Origin of the sequence: Solirubrum puertoriconensis (genome assembly GCF_001483135.1) — a bacterium.
GTDB classification, from domain to species: Bacteria; Bacteroidota; Bacteroidia; order Cytophagales; family Hymenobacteraceae; genus Solirubrum; species Solirubrum puertoriconensis.
Window position 1 is genome coordinate 1,201,730 of sequence record NZ_LNAL01000008.1, and the last position, 25,942, is coordinate 1,227,671.

Annotated in this window: 18 protein-coding genes; 10 read left to right on the forward strand and 8 right to left on the reverse strand. The window is 57.1% G+C overall.

Going from position 1 to position 25,942, the window contains the following annotated elements; all coding sequences use genetic code 11:
* Nucleotides 1-58: 58 nt before the first annotated feature.
* Complete coding sequence (locus ASU33_RS19420) at nucleotides 59-652, forward strand: DUF3575 domain-containing protein (protein ID WP_059072452.1); 594 nt, start codon at nucleotides 59-61, stop codon at nucleotides 650-652.
* Here ASU33_RS19420 and ASU33_RS19425 read toward each other — a convergent pair.
* The gene (locus ASU33_RS19425) at nucleotides 649-1,617 is read right to left on the reverse strand and encodes a phytanoyl-CoA dioxygenase family protein (protein ID WP_059072453.1); all 969 of its coding nucleotides are present in this window, start codon (nucleotides 1,615-1,617) and stop codon (nucleotides 649-651) included. The two genes, ASU33_RS19420 and ASU33_RS19425, sit on opposite strands and share 4 nt — an antisense overlap.
* A 147-nt stretch (nucleotides 1,618-1,764) precedes the next feature.
* Here ASU33_RS19425 and ASU33_RS19430 point away from each other — a divergent pair, with 147 nt between their 5' ends.
* From ASU33_RS19430 to ASU33_RS19450, 5 genes are all read left to right on the forward strand, one after another.
* On the forward strand, nucleotides 1,765-2,217 hold the full coding sequence (locus ASU33_RS19430) for a helicase C-terminal domain-containing protein (protein WP_059072454.1): 453 nt from the start codon (nucleotides 1,765-1,767) through the stop codon (nucleotides 2,215-2,217).
* A gap of 16 nt (nucleotides 2,218-2,233) precedes the next feature.
* Nucleotides 2,234-2,686 (forward strand): hypothetical protein, encoded by a 453-nt coding sequence (locus ASU33_RS19435; protein ID WP_059072455.1) that lies wholly within the window; start codon nucleotides 2,234-2,236, stop codon nucleotides 2,684-2,686.
* Nucleotides 2,687-2,741: 55 nt separating this feature from the next.
* The gene (locus ASU33_RS19440; protein ID WP_059072456.1) at nucleotides 2,742-3,908 is read left to right on the forward strand and encodes a 1-deoxy-D-xylulose-5-phosphate reductoisomerase; all 1,167 of its coding nucleotides are present in this window, start codon (nucleotides 2,742-2,744) and stop codon (nucleotides 3,906-3,908) included.
* Nucleotides 3,909-4,068: 160 nt separating this feature from the next.
* Nucleotides 4,069-5,385 carry an RIP metalloprotease RseP gene (rseP, locus tag ASU33_RS19445; protein ID WP_059072457.1) on the forward strand — a complete coding sequence of 439 codons (1,317 nt, stop codon included), beginning with the start codon at nucleotides 4,069-4,071 and terminating at the stop codon, nucleotides 5,383-5,385.
* 109 nt (nucleotides 5,386-5,494) lie between these two features.
* Complete coding sequence (locus ASU33_RS19450) at nucleotides 5,495-5,989, forward strand: DUF6702 family protein (protein WP_059072458.1); 495 nt, start codon at nucleotides 5,495-5,497, stop codon at nucleotides 5,987-5,989.
* A 60-nt stretch (nucleotides 5,990-6,049) separates the two neighbouring features.
* Here ASU33_RS19450 and ASU33_RS19455 read toward each other — a convergent pair whose 3' ends face one another.
* Entirely contained in the window at nucleotides 6,050-6,295 is a 246-nt protein-coding gene (locus ASU33_RS19455; RefSeq protein ID WP_149867315.1) for a GIY-YIG nuclease family protein, read from the reverse strand.
* Nucleotides 6,296-6,503: 208 nt separating this feature from the next.
* Nucleotides 6,504-8,504: an OmpA family protein gene (locus tag ASU33_RS19460; RefSeq protein WP_078063328.1), complete on the reverse strand. Its 2,001-nt coding sequence runs from the start codon at nucleotides 8,502-8,504 to the stop codon at nucleotides 6,504-6,506.
* Between the two features lie 286 nt (nucleotides 8,505-8,790).
* Between ASU33_RS19460 and lon the strand changes: the two genes are divergently transcribed.
* The 4 genes from lon (at nucleotide 8,791) to ASU33_RS19480 (ending at nucleotide 15,233) form a co-directional block, all read left to right on the forward strand.
* Complete coding sequence (gene lon, locus ASU33_RS19465) at nucleotides 8,791-11,253, forward strand: endopeptidase La (protein WP_078063329.1); 2,463 nt, start codon at nucleotides 8,791-8,793, stop codon at nucleotides 11,251-11,253.
* Nucleotides 11,254-11,358: 105 nt separating this feature from the next.
* The gene (gene porQ, locus ASU33_RS19470; RefSeq protein ID WP_059072461.1) at nucleotides 11,359-12,417 is read left to right on the forward strand and encodes a type IX secretion system protein PorQ; all 1,059 of its coding nucleotides are present in this window, start codon (nucleotides 11,359-11,361) and stop codon (nucleotides 12,415-12,417) included.
* A gap of 568 nt (nucleotides 12,418-12,985) precedes the next feature.
* Nucleotides 12,986-14,407, forward strand: a complete 1,422-nt coding sequence (gene hslU, locus ASU33_RS19475; RefSeq protein ID WP_059072462.1) for an ATP-dependent protease ATPase subunit HslU — start codon at nucleotides 12,986-12,988, stop codon at nucleotides 14,405-14,407.
* A 94-nt stretch (nucleotides 14,408-14,501) separates the two neighbouring features.
* Nucleotides 14,502-15,233 carry an SDR family NAD(P)-dependent oxidoreductase gene (locus ASU33_RS19480; protein ID WP_059072463.1) on the forward strand — a complete coding sequence of 244 codons (732 nt, stop codon included), beginning with the start codon at nucleotides 14,502-14,504 and terminating at the stop codon, nucleotides 15,231-15,233.
* Nucleotides 15,234-15,321: 88 nt separating this feature from the next.
* Here the strand turns inward: ASU33_RS19480 and ASU33_RS19485 are convergent, their stop codons facing one another.
* The 5 genes from ASU33_RS19485 to ASU33_RS19505 all read right to left on the reverse strand — a co-directional run bounded on the left by ASU33_RS19485 (nucleotide 15,322) and on the right by ASU33_RS19505 (nucleotide 25,592).
* Nucleotides 15,322-15,873 (reverse strand): hypothetical protein, encoded by a 552-nt coding sequence (locus ASU33_RS19485; RefSeq protein WP_059072464.1) that lies wholly within the window; start codon nucleotides 15,871-15,873, stop codon nucleotides 15,322-15,324.
* 53 nt (nucleotides 15,874-15,926) lie between these two features.
* Nucleotides 15,927-17,489 carry a SusD/RagB family nutrient-binding outer membrane lipoprotein gene (locus ASU33_RS19490; RefSeq protein WP_059072465.1) on the reverse strand — a complete coding sequence of 521 codons (1,563 nt, stop codon included), beginning with the start codon at nucleotides 17,487-17,489 and terminating at the stop codon, nucleotides 15,927-15,929.
* A gap of 31 nt (nucleotides 17,490-17,520) precedes the next feature.
* Entirely contained in the window at nucleotides 17,521-20,763 is a 3,243-nt protein-coding gene (locus tag ASU33_RS19495) for a SusC/RagA family TonB-linked outer membrane protein (RefSeq protein WP_059072466.1), read from the reverse strand.
* Between the two features lie 149 nt (nucleotides 20,764-20,912).
* Nucleotides 20,913-22,361 (reverse strand): RagB/SusD family nutrient uptake outer membrane protein, encoded by a 1,449-nt coding sequence (locus tag ASU33_RS19500; protein ID WP_059072467.1) that lies wholly within the window; start codon nucleotides 22,359-22,361, stop codon nucleotides 20,913-20,915.
* Between the two features lie 21 nt (nucleotides 22,362-22,382).
* Nucleotides 22,383-25,592: a SusC/RagA family TonB-linked outer membrane protein gene (locus tag ASU33_RS19505; RefSeq protein ID WP_078063268.1), complete on the reverse strand. Its 3,210-nt coding sequence runs from the start codon at nucleotides 25,590-25,592 to the stop codon at nucleotides 22,383-22,385.
* Nucleotides 25,593-25,942 lie beyond the last annotated feature (350 nt).

Below are 25,942 nucleotides of genomic sequence, written 5' to 3' on the forward strand. Positions count from 1 at the left end.
GGGTAAACGGAGTTTTAGTTTTGGTCAGTGCTCCTTATCACCTAGCCCAAACCATGTCATGAAGAAAACGCTACTCTGCCTTGCCGTTTTGCTGAGCGCCCACCTAGGGCACGCGCAGAAGACCGTTGTAAAAATTAATACCGTAAGCCTGCTGTACCGCACGGCTTCGGTGCTGGCCGAGCGGCAAGTGCACCCGGCGGCGAGCGTGCAACTGGGCATGTTTTACACCCCCAACACCGGCAAGATGTTCGACGACCGGGAGCTGTCGGGCTTTGGCATCACGCCCGAGGTGCGGTTTTATACCTCTGGCATCGCACTGCAAGGGTTCTACCTAGGGCTGTACACCCGCTACCAGCACTTTCAGGCGCACGAGGACATCAAGCAATCAATGTTCCCAACTCGCCCCGAAGACAACAACCTACCCGGACGGCCCATTGAGGGTTCCATCAACGCCGTCGGACTGGGCATGACGGCCGGTTATCAATTTGCTTTAACCAAACGCCTCCGGCTCGACCCATTCGTGGGCCTGGGTTTCAACATAGCCTTCAGCAACGTAACCACGCCGGGCTTTACCAACCACGAGTTTTACACCGCCCGAACCCACGACGGCGCCGAGCCACGACTGGGGCTGGCCGTGGGCTACGCGTTTTAGGACTTCGCGCGCAAGGCCGGCCGCTGCGTGATTTCGTGGTAGCAAATCACGTCCTCGGCGAAGTAGTGCAGCACCATGCTTTGGCGCGTGCGGTGGGCATCCTGAATGGGGGTGCCGCCGTGCAGCAGGTTGGCGTGCCACAGCAGCACGTCGCCGGCTTGGGCGTGGAACTCCTCAGGCTGTAGCTGGTTTTGCTGCACCACGGCATCGATGGCGTTTTCGTAGGCTTTGTAGGCCGATTCGCCGATGGTGAAGTGCGTGTTGTCGTGGGGGTAATCGTTGTTGAGCACGTAGGGCAGGCGGTGGCTGCCGGGGTAATAGAACACCGGGCCGTTGCTGGCGTCGATGTTCTCTAGGGCAATCCAGGCGGCCACCATGTACCCTAGGGGGTAGGTGGTCATGTGGATGGTATCGGAGTGGGCGCGCTGCTGACTGCCCTGGATGAAGTTGATGCTCTGGAACGGCTGCGTTACCGGTTTGCCCAGCAAAAAGCTGAGAACCGCGTGCAGCTCGGGCTTGGCTACAATGCGCCTTATCGCCTCCGATTGGTGAATGGCGAACATGATTTTGACGTGGCTGTAGCGCCAGTTGGCTTCGCCTTGCCCAATTAGCCGCTCAATTTCGCTGTTTATGGTGGCTACCTCATCGGCTGTAAAAAAGCCGCGCAATACCATGTAGCCGCGTTCCGACCACGACCGAATACCCTCCTGAATAGCCAGCGAAAACTGCTCGAATCCGGGGTAGCTGGCAGCCACTTGGCGGCTGTCGTGCACATCGAAGCGCGGCGGCTCGCCGGCACCTAGGGCTTTGAAGTCGTCGGACGATACAGACTGGTACACCCGCTTGCGCAACCCGTAGCGGCGGTACAACTGCTCGTTATGGCGCAGCTTGCGCTGGTGCAGAAAGTTGTAAACCGTGTAAGTAAGCTTCAGGGAGCGAAGCTGATTGCGCAGGTAATCGAGCATTGGTAAGCTGCCATTATCAGTTCCGAAGTTACCGAAAAGCTATTGGTGTGGTCTTATGCCGCAGCATGAAGGAATTGTAAAGCGCGTTTATCGCAGTTAGTGCGTTCTTTGCTCAGGAGGCGTAAATGGCACTGCGCTCCAAAATGTATGCGCATTGCTTTCGACCTAGACAATACCCTTATTCGTGGCGTACATGCCTTCCCGCCGGAAGCTCCCAAACGCCGCATGTTGGCTTGGTTATTTGGCAAAGAGCAACTGCGGCAAGGTATAGAAGAGCTCTGCGCTTACTGCCAGCAGCAGGGGCACGAGGTATGGGTATACACAACCTCCTACCGCAGCCTGGCATACATCCGGCGGTTGTTCTGGCTCTACGGCATTCAATTAAATGGGGTAATCAACCAAGCCCGGCACAACCGGGAAGCTCGTGTACAATGCAGCAAACATCCGCCGAGCTTTGGCATTGATTTGCTGATTGATGATGCTTCGGGTGTAGGAATTGAAGGAGACCGTTACGGGTTTCGGGTTATAATTATTGATCCGAAGGATGAGCAATGGACTGCTCGAGTTCGATCAGCTTTGCAGGAGAACCTTGCCAAGTAAGCCTTTGTACGCGTTTATGTCAGATACTAAACAACAGCTATACACCGCCTGCCAAACCTACGTGCAGCAGCGCATCGGTACTTGCCAGGCAGCCATACACACGGCGCAGGAGTCCGCCAACAGCGAAACCAAAAGCAGCGCCGGCGACAAGTACGAAACCGGCCGGGCCATGGCCCAAAACGAGCGCGACCGAAACGCTGTGCAGCTGCACGAGGCCAAGAAGCTACTGGCCGAGCTCGAGCGCATCGACCCCGATAAGCCTTGCGACGCTGTGCGGCCGGGTGCCTTGGTACGCACCAGCCTGGGGCAGTTTTACGTGGGCATCAGCGCCGGCAAGCTCGCCATTGATGGGGCTGAATACTTCGCGGTATCGGCTGCGGCGCCCATTGCGGCGGCGCTCAGCGGCAAGCGCGCGGGCGAGGAGGCCACTTTCAACGGAAAGAAGATCCGCATCGAGGCCGTAGAGTAAAGAAAAGTACCTTTGTTTGCCTGTGCCGCCCATTGCAGCAGGCACTTTCGCTAGCATGTCTTCTTTTCAGCCCCGCTCTCTTGCTCTCCTAGGTTCCACCGGCTCCATCGGCACGCAAACCCTCGAGGTAGTTCGTGCGCACCCCGGTCGTTTTCGGGTGGTGGCCCTTACGGCACAGCGCAGCACCGATTTACTGGTGGCGCAAGCCCGCGAGTTTCGGCCCGCTGTGGTGGTAATTGGCGACGGAACCCAATACGCCACAGTACGCGAAGCCCTGGCCAACCAGCCCGAAACGCAGGTGCTAACCGGGCACGATGCCTTGGCCGAAGTAGCCAGTCGCCCCGATGTGGATGTGGTACTAACGGCCTTGGTGGGTTACGCTGGCTTGCTGCCTACTGTAGCAGCCCTAAAGGCCGGTAAAACCATTGCACTTGCCAACAAAGAAACCCTGGTAGTAGCCGGGCAGCTGGTTACAACCTTAGCTAAGCAGTTCGGCTCGGCCATTTACCCCGTCGACTCAGAACACTCGGCCATTTTCCAGTGCTTAGTAGGGGAGGCGCCCGGCTCGGTGGAGAAGATTATTCTCACGGCATCGGGTGGGCCTTTCCGGGGGCGCTCGGCGCAGGAGTTGGCTACCGTAACCAAGGCCCAAGCCCTGAAGCACCCCAACTGGGACATGGGCGCCAAAATCACTATCGATTCGGCTTCGTTGATGAACAAGGGCTTGGAGGTGATTGAAGCCAAGTGGCTGTTTGGGCTGACGGATGAGCAGATTGAAGTGGTGGTGCACCCGCAAAGCATCATTCACTCGCTGGTGCAGTTCCGCGATGGTTCGCTGAAGGCGCAACTCGGCCTGCCCGACATGAAGCTGCCCATTCAGTACGCCCTAGGTTACCCCGAGCGCCTGCCCAACGACTTCCCTAGGTTCAGCTTCCTCGATTACCCGCAGCTCACCTTCGAGCGGCCCGATGGCGACACCTTCCGCAACCTGCCGCTGGCGTTCGAGGCCATGCGCCGGGGCGGCAACGCGCCGTGCGTGCTCAACGCCGCCAATGAGGTAGCCGTAGCCGCTTTCCTGCGCGACCAAATCGGCTTCCTGCAACTGCCCGATGTGGTCGAAAACTGCCTCGCGCGCGTTTCGTACCTTGCCGAGCCTTCGCTCGACGACTATGTATTCACCGATGCCGAAACTCGGCGGGTAGCTTCGGAGTTGGTAAAGTAACTTTACGATTCGCGCGTCATCCTGAGCTAAAGACCTTATCACGTGAGGCCGTCATGCTGAGCGAAGTCAATGCATGACGGCCTAAATAACTGTCTGAATGAAAAAAGGCTCTTCGCTTTGCTCAGGCTGACGACCACAAAAAACTGACAACTAACAACGAATGGATATTCTGGTAATGGCTGGCCAGCTGCTGCTGGGTCTCACCATTTTGGTGGGCGTGCACGAAGCAGGGCACATGCTGACGGCCAAGTGGTTTGGAATGCGCGTGGAGAAGTTCTCCATCGGCTTTCCGCCCAAAATTTTCGGCAAAACCATCGGCGAAACCGAATACATGCTGGGCGCTGTGCCCCTTGGTGGCTTCGTGAAAATCACGGGCATGGTGGATGAGTCGCTCGATACCGAGAGCCTCAGTCAAGAGCCCAAGCCCTACGAGTTTCGGGCCAAGCCAGCCTGGCAGCGCCTGATTGTGATGCTCGGCGGCATTATCGTAAACGTGCTCACGGGCATCCTCATCTTCTCGCTGCTCACCTATAAGTACGGCGAAAGCTACCTGCCCGCTTCGGAAGCGCAACGTTTTGGCGTGGTGCCCAACGAGCTGGGTAAGCAAATCGGTTTCCGGCCCGGCGACCGTATCGTGAAGATCAACGGCCGTCCGTTCGAGCAGTTCACCGATGTGTACGACGTGGACGTGGTGCTTGGCAACGGCAGCTACTACACCGTAGAGCGTGGCGGCCAGCTTATTGATATCCCGGTGCCGAAGGACTTCATGGACAAGATGGCCGACCAAGACCAGGCCTTGTTCGTGCAGCCGCTCGACCCCTTTGTGGTGGATGAAGTGGTACCGGGCGGCCCTGCCTCAAAAGGTGGTTTGCTGCCCTCCGACCGCATTGTGCGCGTGGGCAGCACCAGCATTCAGTTTTTTCCGGAGCTACAAGCAGCCCTGAAAGCCAACGCCGGCAAAGCAACCCCGGTGGTGGTGGAGCGCGGCGATGAAACCGTTACGCTCACGCTGAACGTGGACGAAGAGGGCAAGGTAGGTTTTCGGCCTAAGTCGTTGCTGAAGTATAACACCCGCGAGTACAGCCTAGTTGAAGCCATTCCGGCCGGTACCAAGCAGGCCTTTGGCATTGTGGGGGCGCAAGTGAAGGCCTTCGGCAAAATCTTCCGCGGCGAGGCTTCGGTAAGCAAGTCCCTAGGCGGCCCCATTGAAATTGCGCAGCAGTACGGCGGCCGTTTCGATTGGCTTAAGTTTTGGACCCTGACGGGCATGCTCTCGATGGTGTTGGCTTTCATGAACCTGCTGCCCATTCCGGCGCTGGATGGTGGCCACGTAATGTTCCTGACCTACGAAATGCTGTCGGGTCGCAAGCCTTCCGATAAGTTCCTTGAAAACGCGCAGAAGGTAGGCATGGTGCTGCTGCTCTCGCTGATGGCCTTTGTGCTCATCATCAACCCGTTCATCAAGTACGTGCTGTAGCCCTTCGGTAAGCTGCTCGTTACCGTTGTAATGCCATCTTCTTTGTAAGATGGCATTACTTTTTCTAGGCGGTTGTTAAGCCATTATCCCGCTACTTTCTTCCTTACACATGCGTCGTTTTGTTGTTTTCCTAGGTGCCTTACTGATAACCCTTGCGGCGTGGGCCCACCCGTACCATGCCAGCATCATGGAAGCCAAGCTAAATTCCAAAACGCAGCAGCTTGAAATAGCCCTGAAGGTGTTTACCGACGACTTGGAAACCGGCTTGTCGCAAGGAGCGGCGCGCCCTCTGCGCCTGCTCGAAACACCTGCTGCCCAACTCACGCCCGTTATCAGCAATTACCTGCGGCGCAGCATCACGGTGGGTACCAAACCCGGCGAAGCCTTGCCCCTGAACTACCTAGGAATGGAGCGCGAGAAAGATGCCCACTGGATTTATTTCAGCGTGAAGCTGAACAAGCGTACCCAAGCCATCAACCTCAGCCACCGCCTACTGATGGAACAATTCTCCGATCAGATGAACATTGTGAACCTCGAGGCCAACGGTAAGAAACAAAGCGCGCTGTTCCGCAGCGGCAACGAAACGCAGCGCATAAGCTTGTAGCCGTTCCCTTGGCTGTCATTGCGAGGAGGCACGACGAAGCAATCGGTCCTGAGCTGGGCACTACCGCTCACCCAGCACCAAGCGAAATCTACCTAGGGCAGCAGCTCTTCCCAGCTTGGGTTCAGGCTGGCCACAGCGTCCAGCTTTCAGCTGCTTCTCGCGTGCAATGGCTGCGTTAATGTCGGTGTGCTCTTCGAAGTAGATGAGCTTGGTTACGTTGTAGCGCTTGGTAAACCCTTTGTGCGCTCCGGACCGATGCTCGGCCATACGGCGCCCTAGGTCATTGGTAACGCCGACGTAGAGCACCGTGTGGTTTTGATTGTGATGATGTACACAAAGTAACGGTGGTCGCCCATGCCCAGTTTACGCTTGGTGCTGGGTGAGGAGTTGTGCCCTGCCCAGGGCCGATTGCTTCGTCCTTCGTCCTCGCAATGACAGCAGGTTATTGAAAAAAACCGCGGGCCCGGAGCTGATGCAGCTCCGGGCCCGCGGTTTTCGTGTAGGTACCTAGGGGCTAGTTCCAGCCGCCAGCATCTTTGTCGGCGGGTTTCTGCTCCGATTCGGGCTTGATCAGGCGGAACTCCACGCGGCGGTTGATGCGCATGTCTTCCTCGGTTACTTCCTCCTTCAGTGGCTCGGTGCTGCCGTAGCCGCGGCTATCGATGCGGTTGGGCTTGAGCTTGCCTTTGGTTTCGATGTAGCGGCGAATCGCGTCGGCGCGGTCTTGCGAAAGTTTCTCGTTCACGTCGGGGTCGCCTTTGGCGTCGGTGTGGCCCGAAATGCGCAAGCGGTGGTTGGGGTGGTCCACCATAAACACCACGATGCGGTCGAGGGTGACGTGCATCGAAGGGAGGATGTTCGATTTGCCTTGGTCGAACTCGATGTTGCGGAAAATCAGCGGGATGTTATAATCGATGCTGGTAGTCATCAGCTTCATCACCGTATCCTGCTTCAGGCTGAATTGCTTCTCGACGGTAAAGTACTCGGGGCTCTGAATGAGCATCACGTACTTCGAGCCGTCGATGAGGTCGAAATCGAAAGAGCCATCGGGGCGGATGTACTTCGAGGCCACCTCAATGCCGTTGTCCACGTCGATGATGCTCACGATGCCGCTCAGGGGCTTTTGCGTTACCGAATCGACGAGCGTACCCTCGAAGCGCGTGGTGGCCAGCGGCTGGGCCTCCATGGGCAGCGGGAAAGAGTACAGGTCGAGGTTCTTCATATTCTTTTCCTCCGAGCGGGCGTAATACAGGTTCTTCGATTCGCCGTCGATGGTGAAGTAGTACTCCGAGCCCTTGCCGTTCACCAGCGGGCCGATGTTAATGGGCTCCTGCCAGCGGCCTTTGGTGCGGTAGGCTTTGTAAATGTCGAAGTCGCCGAAGTTCAGCAGCTGCCCGCGCGACGAAAAGTACAGCACGTTGTAGAGCGGGTGGTAAAAGGGGCTTACCTCGCTTTCGCGCGTGTTGATAATGGGGCCCATGTTCTGGGCCTTGGCCCACTGCCCGTTCTTCAGCTTGTGGGTAAACCAGATGTCCGACATGCCGAAACCTCCCAGGCGGTCGGAGGCGAAGTACAAGGTGTCCTCGGTGCGCGACAGGGTGGGCTGCGAGTCCCAAGCCGTGGAGTTTACCTGCATACCTAGGCTTTGCGGCACCGTCCACTGGCCGTTCTTGAAGTGGCTCACGAACAAGTCGCAGTTGCCGTGGCAACTGGGGCACTCGCAGCGCGAAAAGTACATGGTGGTGCCGTCCTTGGTCAGGCAGGCCGAGCCCTCGTTGTAAGGCGAGCTGATGGGCTTGGGCAAAGCTTCGGCATCCGACCACGACTCGCCCTGGCGCTTGGCCATATACAGCTCCTCATCCACAATGTTGTGCAGGCCGCGCGTTTTGCGTTTCGAGGAGAAGATGAGTTGCTCCGAGTCGTCGTGGTAGCTGGGGCCGTAGTCCTCAACCTGCGAGTTGATGCCCTGGCCCATGTTGGTGTACACGCCCTTGGGCGGCCGGAAGGTGGCAATGTTCTTCCGGTACTCCACAATGTCGTAGTACGTTTTCAAGGGCACGTACAAGTCGGCGTCCTTCTTCTCCAGGGAGTCGTAGTACAGCTGAATTTTCGTGACGTCCTGCCGATGATGCTTAAGCGCCAGGCGGTAGTATGCCTTGGCCTTGTCCTCGTTGCCGGCGCGCTCAAACAGCTGCCCCAAGCGCCAGAGCATCATGTTATCCTTGTAGAAGTTCTCGATGCCGAAGTTGGCTACGTATTGCTCCAGCATGTTGCGGGCCGAAGTCCAGCTTTTGCGCTTTTCGGCACGGGCTATTTCGCGCAGCGCCTTTTTATCCTGGAAATAAGCAACGCGGTTGACGTTGATAAAGTCCGGGGTAGCATCGGGGCGCACCCGGAGCTGACGAACTTTGCCCGAAAGGGCACGCTGGCGGTATGGCTTATTTTGCGCTGCGAGCACACTCGCAAAACACAAACCCACCAGCAGCAGAAAAAGCGGGCGTATCAGACGAAACATATGGAGGTAGTCGGCACGGAAGCCCAACGTGGAGAGGGAGCTACGGCCTTCAAAAATATAGCTTTTAGCTGATGACGCAGTGCTTGGCTGACGCCTTGTCGGGGGCAAAGTGCTGCCATGGCGGCTGCTTGTGCCCTAGGTGCACGTGGCACGGCACTTGACAAAGAGGTATCTTCGTTTAGTGGACGGCCGCGTGGCTGCTTTTTGCTGCCAATCTGGCGCTGCTGTCGTTTCCTTCTCTATGTCGAAAAATTCGAATCCGCGCTTTCCAGCTTCCTTCCTGCTCATGACCGAAGACCCTGACGGAATGGTGTCGGTAGTTTCGTCCGACTCGGAGCAGGAACCCTCGGCGCAAAGCGAAGCGCCGGAAAAGCTGCCCATTTTGCCGGTGCGCAACACGGTGCTGTTTCCCGGGGTAGTGCTGCCGGTTACGGTTACGCGCAAAAAAAGCATTCGGCTGGTGCGCAAAGCCTACAAAGGCGATAAGCTGATTGGGGTAATAGCCCAAAAGAACTCCAATGCCGAAGACCCCGTGCTAGCCGACCTCTACGAGGTGGGTACCATGGCGCGTATTCTGAAGCTGTTGGAGCTTCCCGACGGCAACACCACCATTATCATTCAGGGCCAGCAGCGTTTCCGGTTGGGCGAAATGGTGCAAACCACGCCCTACTTTACGGCGCAGGTAGATTACCTGCCCGAGCTGCTGCCCACCCGCCAAACCAAAGAAGTAAAAGCCTTGATGGCCTCGCTGAAAGATGCGGCCACCAAGATGCTGAAGCTGAACCCCGAAATCCCGCAGGAGGCACAGGTTGCCCTCGACAACATCGAGTCGCCGGGCTTTTTGATTCACTTCCTGTCCTCTAACCTCAACGTAGAGGTTGGCCAAAAGCAGCGCCTGCTTGAGATAAACGAAGCCGTGGAGCGCGGCACGCAGCTGCTCGAGCTGCTGCTGAAGGAAATTCAGCTGCTCGAAATTAAGCACGAAATCCAGAGCAAGGTCCACACCGATATCGACCAGCAGCAGCGCGACTACTTTCTGCGCCAGCAGCTGAAGGTGCTGCAAGACGAACTCGGTCACGAAGGCCCCGACCAAGAGCTGGATAAGCTGCGCCAGCGTGCCAAGGACAAAAAATGGCCCGAAGGGGTGGCCAAGCACTTCCAGAAAGAGCTGGATAAGCTGAGCCGCATGAATCCGGCCGCCGCCGAGTACCCGGTGAGCCTGAACTACGTGGAGTTCCTGCTCGATTTGCCCTGGGCCGAGTACACCAAGGACAACTTCAACCTGAAGCGCACCCGCAAAATTCTCGACCAGGACCACTACGGCCTGGAGAAGGTAAAGGAGCGCATCTTGGAGTATTTGGCTGTGCTGAAGCTGAAGCAAGATTTGCGCGCGCCCATCCTGTGCTTGTACGGCCCTCCTGGCGTGGGCAAAACTTCCCTAGGTCGCTCTATCGCTACGGCCCTAGGGCGGAAGTACGTGCGCCTGTCGCTGGGCGGCGTGCGCGACGAAGCCGAAATCCGCGGGCACCGCAAAACCTACGTGGGCGCCATGCCGGGCCGTATCGTGTCGCAGATTAAGAAAGCCGGCGCCTCCAACCCGGTAATGATCCTGGACGAGGTGGATAAGCTGTCGTCGGACTTCCGCGGCGACCCCCAAGCGGCGCTGCTTGAGGTGCTCGATCCGGAGCAGAACTCGACTTTCACCGACAATTACCTGGAGGTGGAGTACGACCTCTCGCGCGTGCTATTCATTGCCACCGCCAACTCGCTCGATACCATTCACCCGGCCCTGCGCGACCGGATGGAAATTATCGACTTGACGGGCTACACGCTGGAAGAGAAAACCCAGATTGCCAAAAAGCACCTCTGGCCCAAGCAAGTAAGCGAGCACGGCCTCACCCAAAAGGATGTAACCATCAGCACCGCCGCCGTGCAGCGCGTGATTGATGATTACACACGCGAATCGGGCGTGCGCAGCTTGGAGCGTAAGCTGGGTGCGCTGGCGCGCAACATTGCCAAGCACAAGGCTATGGATGAGGCCTTCCCGGCCAAGCTGGAGCCCGATGATGTAAGCAAAATCCTAGGTGCTGCCATCTTCGACCGCGACCTGTACCAGGACAACGAAACCGCCGGGGTGGTAACCGGCTTGGCCTGGACCTCGGTAGGCGGCGACATCCTGTTCGTGGAAAGCCTGCTGAGCCGCGGCCGCGGCAAGCTCACGCTCTCGGGCCAGCTGGGCGACGTGATGAAGGAATCGGCCGTAACGGCGCTTAGCTACCTGCGCAGCCGCGCCGAGGAGCTGGGCATCGACTACCGCCTGTTCGATCAGTACGACCTGCACATCCACTTCCCCGAGGGCGCGGTGCCCAAGGATGGTCCGTCGGCCGGTATTGCCATTTTCACCAGCATTGCCTCGGTGTACACACAGCGCAAAATTCGCTCGCACTTGGCCATGACGGGCGAAATAACCCTGCGCGGTAAGGTACTGCCGGTAGGCGGCATCAAGGAAAAGCTGCTGGCCGCCAAGCGCGCCGGCATCCGCGACGTGATTTTGTGCGAGAAAAACCGCAAGGATCTGCAGGATATCCCGGCCGAGTACCTCAAGGGCATTACCATTCACTACGTCGATCAGGTTGATGACGTGGTGCGCGTAGCCTTGCTCGACGAACTGGTGAAAAAGCCGCTGAAGCTGACGGTACGCGACGAAACCGCCGCCCCCGCTCCGCTGCACGAGGTAGAAGTACACTAACCTGGTAGCTACTCCAGACGAAACGGCGCCGCACTACGTTAGTGCGGCGCCGTTTTGCTTCGTGGCGTGCGCTACATCCGCCGCTAGCCGGCTATCTTAGCTACGATGATTCGACCTGTACGCCGTTTCCTAGGTGCTCTGTTGGTGTTGCCTGCTTTGCTGCTGGGCAGCGAGGCGTACGCGCAAATAGGTGGGCAGCGGGCCTTTGCTTCCCTAGGTCTGCCACCTACAGCTTACCTAGCCGGGGTAGGAGGGGTAAGCGTTTCGGGCCGCAACAACGACCCCGGTATGCTCTACGGCAACCCGGCCCTGCTCAACAGCGACATGGACGGCCGCCTGGCCCTGAGCTACGGCGACTACCTGGCCGACATCCGGCAGAGCACGGCCGCCTACGTGCGCAATACCGAGCGGCTTGGGCGCTGGGGCTTCGGGCTGTCGTACCTGAGCTACGGCGACTTTGAGATGTACGACCCGGCCGGCACGCCCCTAGGTCAGTTTTCCGTCAACGATTACCACCTAAGCCTCACCAACGCCCACACCTTCGGCAACTTTACCATGGGCGCTACGGCGCGCTTGGCGGTAGCCGGTATTGCGGGCAACCACTCGGTGGCGGTGCTTACCGATGTAGGCAGCGTATTTAGGCACCCCGAGCAGGACTTTACCGTTGGCTTGGCCGTGAAGAACCTAGGCTACCAGCTGAAGCCATTTGAGGGCAGCAGCCGCGAACCAATGCCGTTTGACGTGCAGCTGGGCGCCAGCATCAAGCCCGAGCACATGCCCGTGCGCTTCACCATCACGGCGCACCACCTGTATCAGCTCGACATCGTGTACCTCGATACGCTGCAGCAACGCCGCCAAAGCCTCGATGGGCAGCAAGAAACACCCAAAAAAAGCCTAGGCGACAAAATTGCCCGGCACTTTGTGGTAGGCGGCGAGCTGATTTTGGGCAAGGGCCTGAACGTGCGCGTGGGCTACAATCACCTGCGCCGCCGTGAGCTGCGCCTCGATAATGCGTCGGGAGGGGCCGGCTTCTCGTTTGGCGCCCTGCTGAAACTTGGTGCCTACCAGTTCGAATACACGCGGGCGCTCTACCACGTTTCGGGCGGCACCAACTACCTCACGTTGTCGCGCAACGTGCACGAGCTGTTCGGCAAAAAGGAGTAATACCGTTTCGCTTGCTGTCATTGCGAGAAGACACGACGAAGCAATCGGTCCTGAGCTGGGCACGACCTTTCACCCAGTACCAACCGAAAACTACGTAGCGCGGGCTCTGTAAGTCCGCGTCCCAGGTTGGCAATTTCTATTTCTGACCTAGGACGGCGGCCCGTGTAGCGTGGGCTTCAGCCCGCGTTTGCGTGAACGATTGGTTCTGAGCGGTATTGCCTCAACGATTTCGTGCTGGCAAACGCGGGCTGAAGCCCACGCTACACCGCGCTACACGCAGCTAATCAGATTCCTATCCGGGGACGCGGACTTGCAGGGCCCGCGCTACATCGTTCTGCCACACCCTACGCTGTTTCCTCTTAGTGCTGGGTGACAGGTCGTGCCCTGCTCGAGACCGATTGCTTCGTCGTTCCTCCTCGCAATGACAGCTAGCGGAACGGTGCTACTTGCCTGCACCTGCCAGAACGGCACGCCTAGGTTTTCGTCACAGTTTTTGTAGCCTGGGCAACCCTTACCACATTGCTCAGTATCTAATCAGCTGGCGCGCCCTAAGCGCGGCCCCTTGCTCATGCTCGATTCTGCGACTTTCCTTACCCCGGCTCAAATTGTAGCCGAACTCGATAAATACATAGTTGGCCAGCACGATGCCAAGCGCAACGTAGCCATTGCGCTGCGCAACCGCTGGCGCCGCCTGCACGCGCCGCAGGAGATGCAGCGCGAAATTGTGCCCAACAACATTCTGATGATTGGCTCGACGGGCGTCGGCAAAACCGAAATTGCCCGCCGCTTGGCTGCCATTGCCGATGCGCCGTTCACCAAAGTAGAGGCCTCCAAGTTCACGGAGGTAGGCTATGTAGGCCGCGACGTGGAAAGCATGGTGCGCGACCTAGCCGAGCAGGCCGTGCATTTGGTAAAGCAACGCCGCAAAGAGGCCGTAAAAGTTCAGGCCGCGCAGGCCGTCGAAGATGCCATTCTCGATGCACTGATTCCGCCTATTCAAGGTGTGGGCACGTCGGTGGTGAACAAGCCAGGCGTGGGCTTTGGCGGTATGACCACCGCCGACGACATGCCCCAAACCGATATTGAGCTGAACGAGCGCACTCGCGAGCGTTTTCGCGAGAAGCTGCAGCGCGGCGAGCTGGAAGACCGCCGCATCGAGATTAAAGTGCAGCAGAGCAGCGGCCCCGGTATTGGCGTGTTGGGCGGGCAAGCCGGCCTCGACGAAGCCTCGCTGCAAGGCCTGCAGGATATGCTCGGCTCGATGGTACCCAAGAAAACGCGCAAGCGCAAGGTTACCATTGCCGAGGCGCGCAAAATTCTGCTCGACGAAGAAGCGGCCAAGCTTATCGACATGGATGAGGTGAAGGACGAAGCTATTCGCATCACCGAAAACGCCGGTATCATCTTCATCGACGAAATCGACAAGGTAGCGAGCAGCAGCGGCAGCCAGAAAGGCGGCCCCGATGTAAGCCGCGAGGGCGTGCAGCGCGATTTGCTGCCCATCGTGGAGGGTTCAGCCGTGAGCACCAAGTACGGCGTCGTCAACACCGACCACATCCTGTTTATTGCCGCCGGTGCGTTTCATGTCAGCAAACCCTCCGACCTGATTCCGGAGCTGCAGGGGCGTTTCCCCATCCGTGTGGAGCTGCAGAGCCTCACCAAGGAAGACTTCTTCCGCATCCTCAAAGACCCCAAAAACGCCCTCACCAAACAGTACGAAGCCCTGCTGAAGGCCGAAGACGTGGAGCTGACCTTCGACGACTCGGCCCTGGAGCGCCTGGCCGAAATTGCGTCTGAGGTGAATAGCGAGGTAGAGAACATTGGTGCCCGCCGCCTGCATACCGTGATGAGCCGCCTGCTCAACGATATTCTGTTCGATGTGCCCGACCGCATCGGTGCCAATGCCCACATCCTCATCGACCGGGCTTTGGTAGATGAACGCTTGCAGAACATGGTGAAGAACCGCGACCTGAGCCAGTACATTTTATAAGGCGCCCTAGGTGCCGCAACCGTAAAAAGGGCAGCCGAAGGGTTGCCCTTTTTGCTTTCTTACGTAGTGATTGGCAAACCCTCCGTTCCCAGTTATGCACTACTACATCATCACCGGTGCCAGCCGTGGCCTAGGCAAAGCCTTGGCCGAGCAGGCACTGGCCCGCCCCGATACCACCGTGCTAGGGGTGTCGCGGCATGCTACCATCGAACACCCGCGCTACCACCACCAACCGCTCGATTTCTCCGACGTGGTAGCCGTGGAAAACAACCTGCACAAAGTATTCACGGCGCGGCCCGATGCCAGCAGCATCACCCTCATTAACAACGCGGCCGTAGTAGGCGACATTGGCTATATAGGCGAGCATCAAAACGAGCACTTCGAGTTTGTGTTCGACGTGAACGTGATTGTGCCGGCCATGCTCATGAACACTTTCCTGAGTGCCTACGGCAACCTAGGGTGCCCGCGCACGGTGCTCAACATCAGCAGCGGAGCTGCCCAGCGCCCGGTCGATGGCTGGGGAGCGTACTGCGCCTCTAAAGCAGCCCTCGACATGCTCAGCCAAGTGGCCCAGCACGAGCAGGAGCTACGCGGCACAGGCGTGCGCATCCGCAGCCTGGCACCCGGCATTGTGGATACCGAAATGCAAGAGCAAATCCGCAGTTCCGATGAGCGGCAGTTCAGCCAGGTAGCGCGTTTCGAGGCATACCACCGGGAGGGGCACTTAGCCCAGCCGCAAGAGGTGGCCCAACGCATTATGCGCTGGATTACGCAACCGGCCGCTGCGCAAGAGCCCGTGGTGCTGCGCATCGATACCTTGCCTTAGGTACACGCACTATAAGTCAGCAAACACAAAGCCCCGACCAGAGCGAACTGGCCGGGGCTTTGTGCTAGGTGTTTTGGCGTAGCGTGGGCTATTGCGCAATGGCAATGGTGCCCGCAAAAGGCGCGGTGTTGAATGTAGGACTGTACACGATACGGCGCCCATCCTTCAGCACCAGTTCGTAGGTGAAGGTGAAGCTCTCGGTGGCGCGCAACGACGCTCGCGTTACCGGTACGCGGGCTCCGCCTGCGGTGGCGTTGGCCCGCGTTACGCCCGTAATCAGCTCGTTAATGCTTACCTCTACCGAGCCGCTGGTGGGAGGGAGACTCTTTACCAAGATGCGCGGCGCATTGCTGAGCGTACCGGCTGTGCCCGCACTGTTGAACCCGCGAAACGTGCTGAACAGCTCAATGGCCTCTACCTGGTTCAGGTCGCCGCCCTGCAACTCAATGTTGAAGCTGGCCGTGGGGTTGCCGGCGCTGCTTTGCACCGCCGCCGCGCTAAAGGTGCTTTGCGGCGTAAGGTTGGTAAAGATTTGCGGAAATTCCTCGGTTTCGGGGAATGGCAGATCCGGGTCGTCTTTGCAGCCGGGGGTACTTAGGGCCACAAACAGTAGGAGCAAGGCAACTATTACGTTTTTCATGGAAGGCTGAGTTAAAGTTGATTAAGCAGTTGCATGGCAAGTGAAAAGCAACTTTACCGGTCCCAGAAAACCCGTTCGGTGGTAATATCCGGCTGCGTTTGCGGCGCGTTCGGGTTCGAGAGCAAATCGTTGATGCGGTAGGGCAGGCGTACCGGGAAGCCGCCCGTAGCCACGGTTTGCGGGTCGTTGTCGGTGGCAGCGTTGGGCACGTTGGGGTAGCCCGTACGGCGGTAGTCGGTGTACACATCGGTGCCGGTGCCGAAGTTGGCTATGTACTTCTCCGTTATGATAACGTTTAGCTTGCCTTCGTTGCCAGCGGCGGCGTCGTAACGGGCCAGGGCTGCCGTTCTGTAAGCCGTGATGGTGGCCTCTGGTATGGTGGGGCTGCCATCGGCGGCGGCTATGGCATTCACCTTGGCAAACGAAGCATTTACCGCATCAGTAAATGCCGTACGAGCAGCTGTGGGGTTGTTAAGCACCGTTAGTTGCAGCTCGGCTTCGATGTACTTGCGCATGAAAAATGTAATGAAGCGCTGCGGCACGTTGCCCCGGCCCGAGTTGCCTGTAGCCGCGCCACCCGCGCCGTTGTCGTAGCGGCCGCCAATGGGGTAGAGGCCTTGCAGCGTGCGGGTGGTGCTGGTGTTAGCACCGGCTTGCGGGCCGATGCTGCCAAAGCGGATTGCAATGAACCGGCCATCTTGGTAATCGACGTTGGCGAGCGTAGCCGGCGAGGTTACCTGATTGTAGAAGTAATACGGAATGCGCGGATCCGAATTATCCTTCATCAGGTTGTAAAAGAATGGGTTGATGTAGTTCTCTCGGCTGGTCGAAACGTAGTCGCCCTGAAAGCCAGGGTGGCGGTTTTCGGGGTTGCCGGCGCCAATGCCGTACCGAAACTCGAAATCATCGGCCGCGGTAATCAGTTCGCCCGACAGCAGCGGGGTAACCTCGCTGGCCACGTTGCGCGTCAGCCTGATTTGGTTGTACAGCTTCAGCTTAAGCGTGTTGCCCAGCCTGATCCACTTGTTCCGGTCGCCGTTGTAAATCAGGTCTTCGGCACCGGGGTTGCGCGAGGCATCGGTGCGGCGCAGGTTGGCAATACCCTCGTCGATGAGCCGGAACAAATCGGCGTAGATAGCGGCATCGTCGTCGAAAGCCGGCGCCGGGTTGCCAATGCCCTGCAGTGCCTGCGAGTACGGAATGTCGCCCCACACGTCAACCATCTGGCTGAACACGTACGCTTTCTGAATTTGCGCAATGCCCACGTGCCCCCAGGCACTGGTAGCCGTGCCTCGGGTAATGATCTGCTCGTTGTTTTCGAGCATGGCCGTGTAGAGGCCCTGCCACTGGTTGTTCAGGGTGTTGCCATCGAGCGCAAACGAGCCAACCCGAAAGTTGACCAGCTGTTGCATAATGCCCGCAGTAGGCTGGCTCAGGCCCAGTACGCTGTGCCCTAGGTACGTCGACATCGACGCCTGAGCAGTAGGCAAGAGCAGCGGGATATCAACGTCGGTGGGGTTGATGGGGTCTTGGTTTACGTCCAAAAACTTGTCGCAGCCTGTTCCGCCCAGCATCAAGGCCAGCAGCGCCACCAAAATCTTTTTCGTGATGTTCATGGTGATGTGCTCGGTTAAGGGTTGAAGAGGGCTAGAAGTTGACGCGCAGGTTTACACCGTAGCGGCGGGCCGTCGGCGCGTTCGAAAAGTCGAAGCCTTGGGCATTGGCGTTGGCGTAGGTGCTAGTCTCGGGGTCAAAGTTCATGTGCTCCGGAATGTTAGGCGAGTACCAGAACAGGTTGCGCGCCGAAAAGCCAATGTTCACGCCCCGGATAAACTTCGTCTTGTCGAGCAGCTTCGTCGGAAGCTCGTACCCTAGGGTTACCTCACGCAGGCGAATGGTGGTTCCATCGTACACGGAGAATTCCGACGGCCCTCCAATCCCGAACGAACCCGCCCCGAAGTACAAGTCGTTCAGGCTAATGGCTGTGCGGTTCACAATGGCGCTGCCATCGGTATTGCGCAACGGCAAGCGCGAGTTAGGGTCGCCGTACACACCGTCAATCACCACCGTTTTGTTGCGGTCTTCGGTGTCTTTGGTTACCCCGCGGCCATACAGCGTCTGGATGGTAGTTGAGTAAATGTCGCCGCCTTGGCGGTAGTCAATCACGCCTTCCAGCGTAATACCCTTGTAGGTAAAGGTGTTGGTGAAGCCGAATTGGAAGTCCGGGTTCGGGTTGCCAATTACATCAGGAGTAGTCGAAACGATGGGGCGGCCTGTGGCAGCGTCGATGAGCACTTTGCCCGATTCTGGGTCGCGGGCAGCTACGGTGCCCACCAGCAAACCAAAGGGTTGGCCCGGCCGGTGCACCGATTGCGGATCGGAGAAGAAGGCACCCGTCAGGCCGTTCAGCTGCTGCTGCAGTCCTTCGCGCAGCTCTTCCACAATGTTGCGGTTGCGCGTGAAAGCGGTGTAGCTTGTCCAGCGGAAACCAGCCACATCCACCGGAATCAGCGTCAGCCCAACTTCGATGCCTTTGTTGGATACCTCGCCAAAGTTGGTGGTAAAGGCCGTAAAGCCCGTAGCGAAAGGCAGCGTTACGTTGGCAATTTGCGAGGTGGTGCGCCGGTCGTAATACGTGGCGCTAAGCACGATGCGGTCTTTGAGGAAGTTCAGGTCAACCCCGCCTTCCACTTCCTTCGTGAACTCCGGCGTGAGGTCGAGGTTGCCGACGGTGCCAAAGATGGATGCACCCGAGGTGGCTACCCCGCCCGTGGGGGTGAAGGGGAAACCTAGGCTAGCAGCGTTATTGCCCAAAAAGGGAGCGAGATTAAAGCGCGTCAGAATTTGGTAGGGCGTAGCGTCGTTACCGGCTTTTGCGTAGCTGAGCCGCAATTTCCCTAGGTTCAGCACATCCGATTGAATGCCGAAGGCCTCGGTGAAGATGACCGAACCGCTGACGCTCGGGTAGAAAAAGCTGCGGTTGTTACGAGCCAGCGTCGAGGTCCAGTCGTTGCGGCCAGTAGCGTTGATGTAGATGAAGTCGCGGAAGCCCAACGTCACGTCGCCAAGCACCCCAAACAGGCGCCGCTTCTGATTAAGCGTGCCATTTTGCGCCACGCTTCGGGTGTTGGTGATATCGTCGATATCGAACACCGTGTACGTGGAGCCTACTACCGAGGAGTTCTCGTAGTTGCGTTGGTTTACGTTGTGACCAATAATGGCACGTAGGCTGATATCCTCCGTCAGGTTGCGGTTAAAGGTGAGTAGGGTGGTGGCTTCGAGTTCGGTGTTGGTAATGTAATCCTGCACTACTTGACCCAAACCACCGGCCGCTACGGAGCCCGGGCGTAGGGCGGTATTGCGGCGGTCGGTGTACACGTTGGCGCCGCCCGTAAAGCTCAGGCTCACCCAATCGTTAAAATCATAGCTGGCGTTGAAGTTGCCAATTACCCTGTCAACCCGCGACTTGTAGCTGTTGTATCGCGTCGACCAGTAGGGGTTATCGGCTTGGCCCGTGAGCCAGCCCAGCAGCGAAGCCCTGGTAACAGGGTTTTCGAATGGCAGGCCAGAAAGGTCGAGGTTGCGAGGAATAAACAACGCCCGCCCGAATGCCGACGCGTTGCCTAGGGCGTTGGGGGCACCTAGGATGGGGCCGCGCTGATCGGAGTTGACGTAGGTAACCGTTGCGCCAACTGTGATTTTGTTGAACTGGCCCGAACCGCCGGCACTGATGCTGGTGCGGTCGAAGCTCGTAAATGGAATCATGCCCTCTTGGTCGGAGCGCGACAGTACAGCCGTGAACTTGCTGTTCTCGCCTGTGCCCGTCAGGTTCACGGAGTTTTCGAACAAGTGCCCCGTGTTGAAGAAATCCTCCACGTTATCTTCGAAAGCCTGATATGGGTATCGGGCTCCTCTAAACTGCGGTAGCGCTCCGTTTAGAGCTGGAGTGTCGTAGGGGTGGGGCACATCGGCGGGTGCCTGTGCACTGCCAAACGCCGGCCCCCACGAGCCGTTGGCCGCCGTGTAAGCGAAGTTTGCCCCTGAGCCATAGGTATTTTGGTAATCGGGCAAGCTGGCAATGCGCTCAATAGCATACGTAGAGTTATACCCCACGCGCAAGCCCTTGTCGCGCCGGTTGCGGCTACCGGTTTTGGTTGTAATAACAATTGCCCCGTTGGCTGCCCTCGAGCCGTACAGGGCGGCGGCCGCAATGCCTTTTAGCACGTTGATCGACTCAATGTTGTTCGGGTCGATGTCAGCCGCGCGGTTCGAGTACGAGGAGCTATTGCCCAGTGACGACGACGAGTTGTCTTGCCGGTTATCAAAGGGTATACCGTCGACTACGAACAAGGGCTGGTTCTCGCCCAGCAACGATGAGTTGCCCCTAATGGTGATGCGCGTTGCCGCCCCAGGCGAACCACTCGAGCCGCCAATGTTTACGCCCGGCAATTTGCCCTGCAGCGTCCGGAGTACGTCGGGTTCGGCTTTCTGCACCACCTGCGAGCTGTTAATCTCCGATACTGCATAGCCCAAAGCCCGCTTCTCCCGCTGGATACCTAGGGCCGTTACCACCACTTCGCCCAACTGCTGCGTGCTTGGCGCCAAGGCCAAGTTCACTTGGTTTGTTGTGCCAATGACTTGCTCCTGGTTATTATAACCCACCGAACTGAACACCAACGTGCCTCCCTCGGCCGGAACCGAAATGGTGTAGCTGCCATCAGCACCGGTAGCAGTACCGGTGGTAGTTCCTTTCAAAAGCACTGTTACCCCCGGGAGTCCCGTACCATTACTTCGGTCAGTTACCTGTCCCGTAATAGTTCTGTTTTGCGCTGCTACCTGCAGTACCAGCGTCACGATGAGCGCGAAGCTCAACAGTAGGCGTTTTTCCATGCTGCACCACAATTTTGATTGTCAAGCCACTGAGTATATAAGGTAACATTTAAAATTGAAATAATCATATATTGATGAGCTTCGTGAAAACAAAAAGCCCCAGCCGATTGGCTGGGGCTTTTTGTCTATACTAATAGAGTCGTGAGCTATTAGTAACCAGGATTCTGCTCTACAACGCCAGGCGAAGTTTGTAATTCGCGCTGCGGAATTGGCCAGAGGTTGCGGAACGTTTGCGTAACGTCGGCACGAGCTGCTTGCACCGTGTTGGTACGACGCAGGTCAAACCAGCGGTGGCCTTCCTGTGCCAACTCGATGCGGCGCTCCTTCAAAATGGCATCCGTCACGGCTGTAGCAGTGTTTGCAATCAGTACGTGCGGGGGAGGAGTCGTCGCGGGCGGAACTACGGGCGGAACTGTAAACGTGTAAGGAGCCAAGCCAGCACGCGTACGAATGCGGTTCACATCAACAAGAGCATCGTCAAGCTTACCCGTACGAGCATTAGCTTCAGCACGCGTCAGAATCACTTCAGCGAAGCGAACCAAAATAGCGTTGTCGTCGCCGGCTGCCACACGGAAGTACTTGCGGGTTGTGCCCGTGGGATACACGTTCGTAGCGTTAGCTGCTGTCACGGCATTAACTGGCAAGCGGGTGTCACCAGCCTCATGAGCACCAGGTAGACCAGTAGCGGGGTCAACCTCGTTACGGCCACCAGCTGCTGATGGGAACCAGAAGAATGCCAACGAGTTTGCGTCAACGGCATCGAAGGGAAGTTCCCAGATCGACTCACCCGAGTTTTTCTGAGTGAAGATGTTAGCATACTGCCCTTCAAGCGAGAAACCCGTGATCTGTGCGGTGTATTTGAGCACCTCATCGTAGTTGCGCTGGCGCAACTCGAAGCGTGAACGCAAAGCTAAAGCACCGGCTTTGGTGATGCGGGCCTTATTCGATCCACCCAGGTTCGCAATAGCGAAATCCAAGTCAGCACGAATAACAGCGTTTACGTCGGCTTCGCTAGCACGAGCTTGCGGCTGAATTTCGGTGCCTTCAATGTTGGTGGTCGGTGTCAGGCGCAGCGGCACACCTAAGCCCCCGGCATAACCGTAGCCTTGCGGAGTACCGCCCCAGTAGCCGAGCAAGTTCATGTAGTGAAATGCACGCAGCGCACGAGCCTCAGCAATTGCCTGGTTTTTGTTGAAAGCCGGGTCATTCAGCTTTTCAGCTTGCTGTATGATAAAGTTCGAACGGTTGACGCCATTGTAGATAGAGTTCCACATGGCCACCACCTCGGTATTATCCGGCAAAATCTGGTTTTGCGCAATCTGGGCAAACGAGGGGAAGGTACCCGTGTGGCGGGCATTATCAGCTCCTAGGTCAGCAAACAGCTGGTAGCGCAGGCCCCAGTAGTTGGCGCTTTGAACAATATCGTAAGCACCTAGCAAGCCAGCCTCAATGTCTTGGCGAGTTTCAAGGCCAGCTTGAGCGTCAAGGCTTGCCCGCGGCTCTACTTGCAGCGCGTCCTCGCAAGACGTAGTGCCAAAGCCTAGCGTCAGCAGGAAAGCTGCTGCCGTAGTGAATCGGCGAACGGAAGAGAAATTCATTTCTACAGTCGAGTTAATTTATTAGAAACCGAGGGAGATGCCGCCCGTAATGGTGCGGGCTTGGGGGTACACCAGGAAGTCGGTGCCCAGCGACGTGTTCGAGCCGCTGAAGGTGTTTACTTCCGGATCGAGGCCCGAGTAGTTCGTCAGCGTGATGAGGTTTTGAGCCTGCACGTACACGCGAGCAGAGTTCAATTTCACGCGACCAATAACCGACTTGGGCAGGGTGTAACCCAGCGTCACTTGCTTCAGACGAGCATACGAGCCATCCTCAATGAAGCGGTCAGATACGCGACGGTTGTTGTTGGGGTCGCCGTACACTGCACGCGGAATGTCGGTGTTCGTGTTAGTTGGCGTCCAGCGGTTCAGTACTGCTTTGTCCTGACCAAACACACCATTCATGCCCTGCGCGAACGAGATGTTGTTGTTGTAAATCTCGTTGCCAACGCTGTACTGAATAAAGGCCGTGAAGTCAAAGCCTTTGAAGCGGATCGTGTTGGTCAAACCGCCATAGAAGTCGGGCTGAGCACTACCGATGATTTCCTGGTCGTCGCCGGTAATGCGGCCGTCGCCATTCAGGTCGCGGAACTTGATGTCGCCGGGGCGGGTAAGCGTGGCTTGGTAGGTAGCAGTCGTGCCGTACAGAGCTTTTGCAGCTGCATCCAGCTCGTTAATTTCCTCCTGGGATTGGAAGATTTTCTCTACGCGGTAACCACGGAAGGCCCCGAGCGGCTGGCCTTCGGCAACCCAGTTGGCAAAACCAGAAGCGAAAGGCGTACCGTCTAACAGCTTGGTCACCTTGTTGCGGTTGAAGGCAATGTTGAAGTTGGTAGTCCACTCAAACGAGCCTTCCGATTCGCCACGCAGGTTCACAGTAGTCAGGGCTACTTCAAGACCTTTGTTTTCGATGCTGCCTACGTTGGCTTGGTAGGACGTAAAACCTGTATTACCAGGCAGCAAACGGTTTTGCAGCAGGTCGCGGGTATCGCGCTGGTAAGCATCAACTGCCAGCACTACGCGGTTGTTGAACAAACCTAGGTCCAAACCAATGTTGGTTTGGTTGGTACGTTCCCACTTTAGATTGGGGTTGGCTAGCTGCGACAGCGCCAGGCCACCAACTTGCTGGAAGTTGGCACCCGTGCCAATCAGGCCACGCGAGGCGAAGTTGGCAATTTCCTGGTTACCCGTTTGACCGTAGCTGGCGCGGATTTTCAGGTCGCTCAGAGCCGTTATGCCTTTCAGGAAACCTTCCTCCGATACACGCCAACCTACCGAAGCCGCTGGGAAGTAGCCGAAGCGGTTGTTCGCACCGAAACGCGACGAACCGTCGCGACGGACGCTAGCCGATACCAAGTACTTGTCGCGGAACGAGTAATTAGCACGGCCCAGCAGACCAAAGATGCGCCACTCTGTTTCGCTCGACGAAGCCCCTGTTTTCTGAGCGCCAGCTGATACTTGTTTTACTTCGTTACCGGGGAAGCCTGTAGCCGACGCAAATACTTCGTTGAAAACGCTTTGCTGGTATTCAGCTACCAACTGAGCACCTAGCGAGTGCGACTCGCCGATGGTTTTGTTATAGCTCAGGGCGCTGGTATGGTTCCAGTTCAGATCTTGGCGGTACGACGACGTAGCCGAGCCGTTCGTGCCAGCACCGGTGTTGGTGGTGGTTGGGAAGAACGTATCGTCTTTAAACGTCAGGTAGTCCAAGCCGAAGGTGGCACGGTACTTCAGGCCTTTCACAATATCGAATTCAGTGAACTGCGAACCGATAATACGGGCGCTAACACCTTTAATGGTGGGCTCGAGAGCGGCAGCCAGCGGGTTCTCGGTTGAAGCACCGGGGTCCTTGGCATAAGTGCCATTGGCGCGATATTTCGGAATGTCGCTTGCTACGAGAACAGCAGTGCTAAGTACGCCGTTGATGTTGTTGTCGTTCTGGATACGGTTGTTTACCGAACGGTTCAAACCAACGTTAACACCCATGCGCACACGGTCGCTGATGCTGTTTTCGAGGCTCAGGCGGGCACTGGCGCGCTTGAAGCCCGAACCCAGAATCGTACCTACGTTGTCGAAGTAGCCGGCGCCCACGCGGAAGCGCGTACGATCGTTTCCGCCCGAGAACGTCAGCTCGTAGTTAGTGATAGGGGAGGTACGGGAAATTTCTTTACCCCAGTCGGTATTAGGAGCTGAATCAGGATTCTGGAATTGGGCTAGGTCTCGAATACCATCGCCGTTGTCAACAGCAGTAAGTTGGCCATTCGCTGAACCAGCTCCAGCATCGCTGAACAGGTAAGTTGCAAGGTCGGCGTAAGAGCGCCAAGGAGTCGCGCTCAGGTTCGATGCGATAATCTGACCCGAAGCGTTACGGGGGTAACGATTCTCTACCTGATCCAAGAACAAACGAACCTGGTCGGGGCCGCTCAGGTTCTCAGGCATCTTCCACATGGTTTGAGCACCACGGTAGTAGTCCAACGTAATGTTGGTTTTGCCTGCTTTGCCACGCTTAGTAGTAATTAGTACTACACCATTAGAGGCGCGCGAACCGTAGATAGCAGCCGACGAAGCGTCTTTCAATACTTCGATCGATTCGATGTCGTTCGGGTTAATGTCCGACAAAGAGTTGGTGAGCTGACCACCGGCACCAATGTTGGTGTAGCTACCCGTGTTGATAGGCAAGCCGTCAACTACGTACAGCGGCTCGTTGCTTGCATTCAGCGAAGCGGCACCACGCACACGCACTGAAATACCCGAACCTGGAGTACCCGAGCTCTGCGTTACCTGCACACCGGCCGCACGGCCTTGCAACGCTTGGTCAACGCCGGCAATGGGTTGGTTTTTAAAATCCGAAGCTTTAACAGCGGCAATAGAGCCGGTTACTTCGCGACGCTCTTGTGCGTTGCCGAAACCCGTAACTACTACCTCCGTCAACTGCTTCGAATCCGTTGCCAGACCAATGTTGATCTGGGTGTCCGTGCCAATGGCACGCTCTACCTTTATGTAGCCGAGCGAGCTTACCTCTAGGGTGCCACCATCACCGGAAACACCCAGGGTGAAAGTGCCATCAGAGTTGGTTGAAACACCGGTAGTGGTGCCTTTCAGGAGTACCGTTGCGCCAGGAAGGCCTTCGCCGGTAGCCCGGTCGGTTACCCGACCAGAGATCTGTCGGGTTTGAGCATCCACATGGTGAGCTAGGGCTACCAATGGTACTAAACCCAGTAAAAATTTGTTCATGCGGTTAGAAGTGAGTGAAGTGACAACCGATTTCCAATTTATACAGGTAAAAGGATTTTACCTAGCAAGTGACGATGCTAAAAAATTACTATTTCGGAAATTTGGCAAGTACACGTCTGTTAATTGCCAATCTGGCAATTCAAAATTCGCCAGCACAGATGCCTTCCACACGATGCGCTCTTCAAAGTATGCTCTTGTGACTTGCCTATAAGAATAGCAGATATTTGCTGTGCAAGCAAATTCACTTATCCTTTTTTTAGATGAAGATCAATTAGCTGTATATACATAGGACTATTACAAGTTCTGACCAGCTTAAAACATAAATATTGAACTATTGCAATAATTGCTCG

What these genes read in the sequence shown, in the direction of transcription:
- ASU33_RS19420 (WP_059072452.1), top strand. Translation starts at nt 59, where the DNA reads ATGAAGAAAACGCTACTCTGCCTTGCCGTTTTGCTGAGCGCCCACCTA.
- ASU33_RS19425 (WP_059072453.1), bottom strand. Translation starts at nt 1,617, where the DNA reads ATGCTCGATTACCTGCGCAATCAGCTTCGCTCCCTGAAGCTTACTTAC.
- ASU33_RS19430 (WP_059072454.1), top strand. Translation starts at nt 1,765, where the DNA reads ATGCGCATTGCTTTCGACCTAGACAATACCCTTATTCGTGGCGTACAT.
- ASU33_RS19435 (WP_059072455.1), top strand. Translation starts at nt 2,234, where the DNA reads ATGTCAGATACTAAACAACAGCTATACACCGCCTGCCAAACCTACGTG.
- ASU33_RS19440 (WP_059072456.1), top strand. Translation starts at nt 2,742, where the DNA reads ATGTCTTCTTTTCAGCCCCGCTCTCTTGCTCTCCTAGGTTCCACCGGC.
- rseP (WP_059072457.1), top strand. Translation starts at nt 4,069, where the DNA reads ATGGATATTCTGGTAATGGCTGGCCAGCTGCTGCTGGGTCTCACCATT.
- ASU33_RS19450 (WP_059072458.1), top strand. Translation starts at nt 5,495, where the DNA reads ATGCGTCGTTTTGTTGTTTTCCTAGGTGCCTTACTGATAACCCTTGCG.
- ASU33_RS19460 (WP_078063328.1), bottom strand. Translation starts at nt 8,504, where the DNA reads ATGTTTCGTCTGATACGCCCGCTTTTTCTGCTGCTGGTGGGTTTGTGT.
- lon (WP_078063329.1), top strand. Translation starts at nt 8,791, where the DNA reads ATGACCGAAGACCCTGACGGAATGGTGTCGGTAGTTTCGTCCGACTCG.
- porQ (WP_059072461.1), top strand. Translation starts at nt 11,359, where the DNA reads ATGATTCGACCTGTACGCCGTTTCCTAGGTGCTCTGTTGGTGTTGCCT.
- hslU (WP_059072462.1), top strand. Translation starts at nt 12,986, where the DNA reads ATGCTCGATTCTGCGACTTTCCTTACCCCGGCTCAAATTGTAGCCGAA.
- ASU33_RS19480 (WP_059072463.1), top strand. Translation starts at nt 14,502, where the DNA reads ATGCACTACTACATCATCACCGGTGCCAGCCGTGGCCTAGGCAAAGCC.
- ASU33_RS19485 (WP_059072464.1), bottom strand. Translation starts at nt 15,873, where the DNA reads ATGAAAAACGTAATAGTTGCCTTGCTCCTACTGTTTGTGGCCCTAAGT.
- ASU33_RS19490 (WP_059072465.1), bottom strand. Translation starts at nt 17,489, where the DNA reads ATGAACATCACGAAAAAGATTTTGGTGGCGCTGCTGGCCTTGATGCTG.
- ASU33_RS19495 (WP_059072466.1), bottom strand. Translation starts at nt 20,763, where the DNA reads ATGGAAAAACGCCTACTGTTGAGCTTCGCGCTCATCGTGACGCTGGTA.
- ASU33_RS19500 (WP_059072467.1), bottom strand. Translation starts at nt 22,361, where the DNA reads ATGAATTTCTCTTCCGTTCGCCGATTCACTACGGCAGCAGCTTTCCTG.
- ASU33_RS19505 (WP_078063268.1), bottom strand. Translation starts at nt 25,592, where the DNA reads ATGAACAAATTTTTACTGGGTTTAGTACCATTGGTAGCCCTAGCTCAC.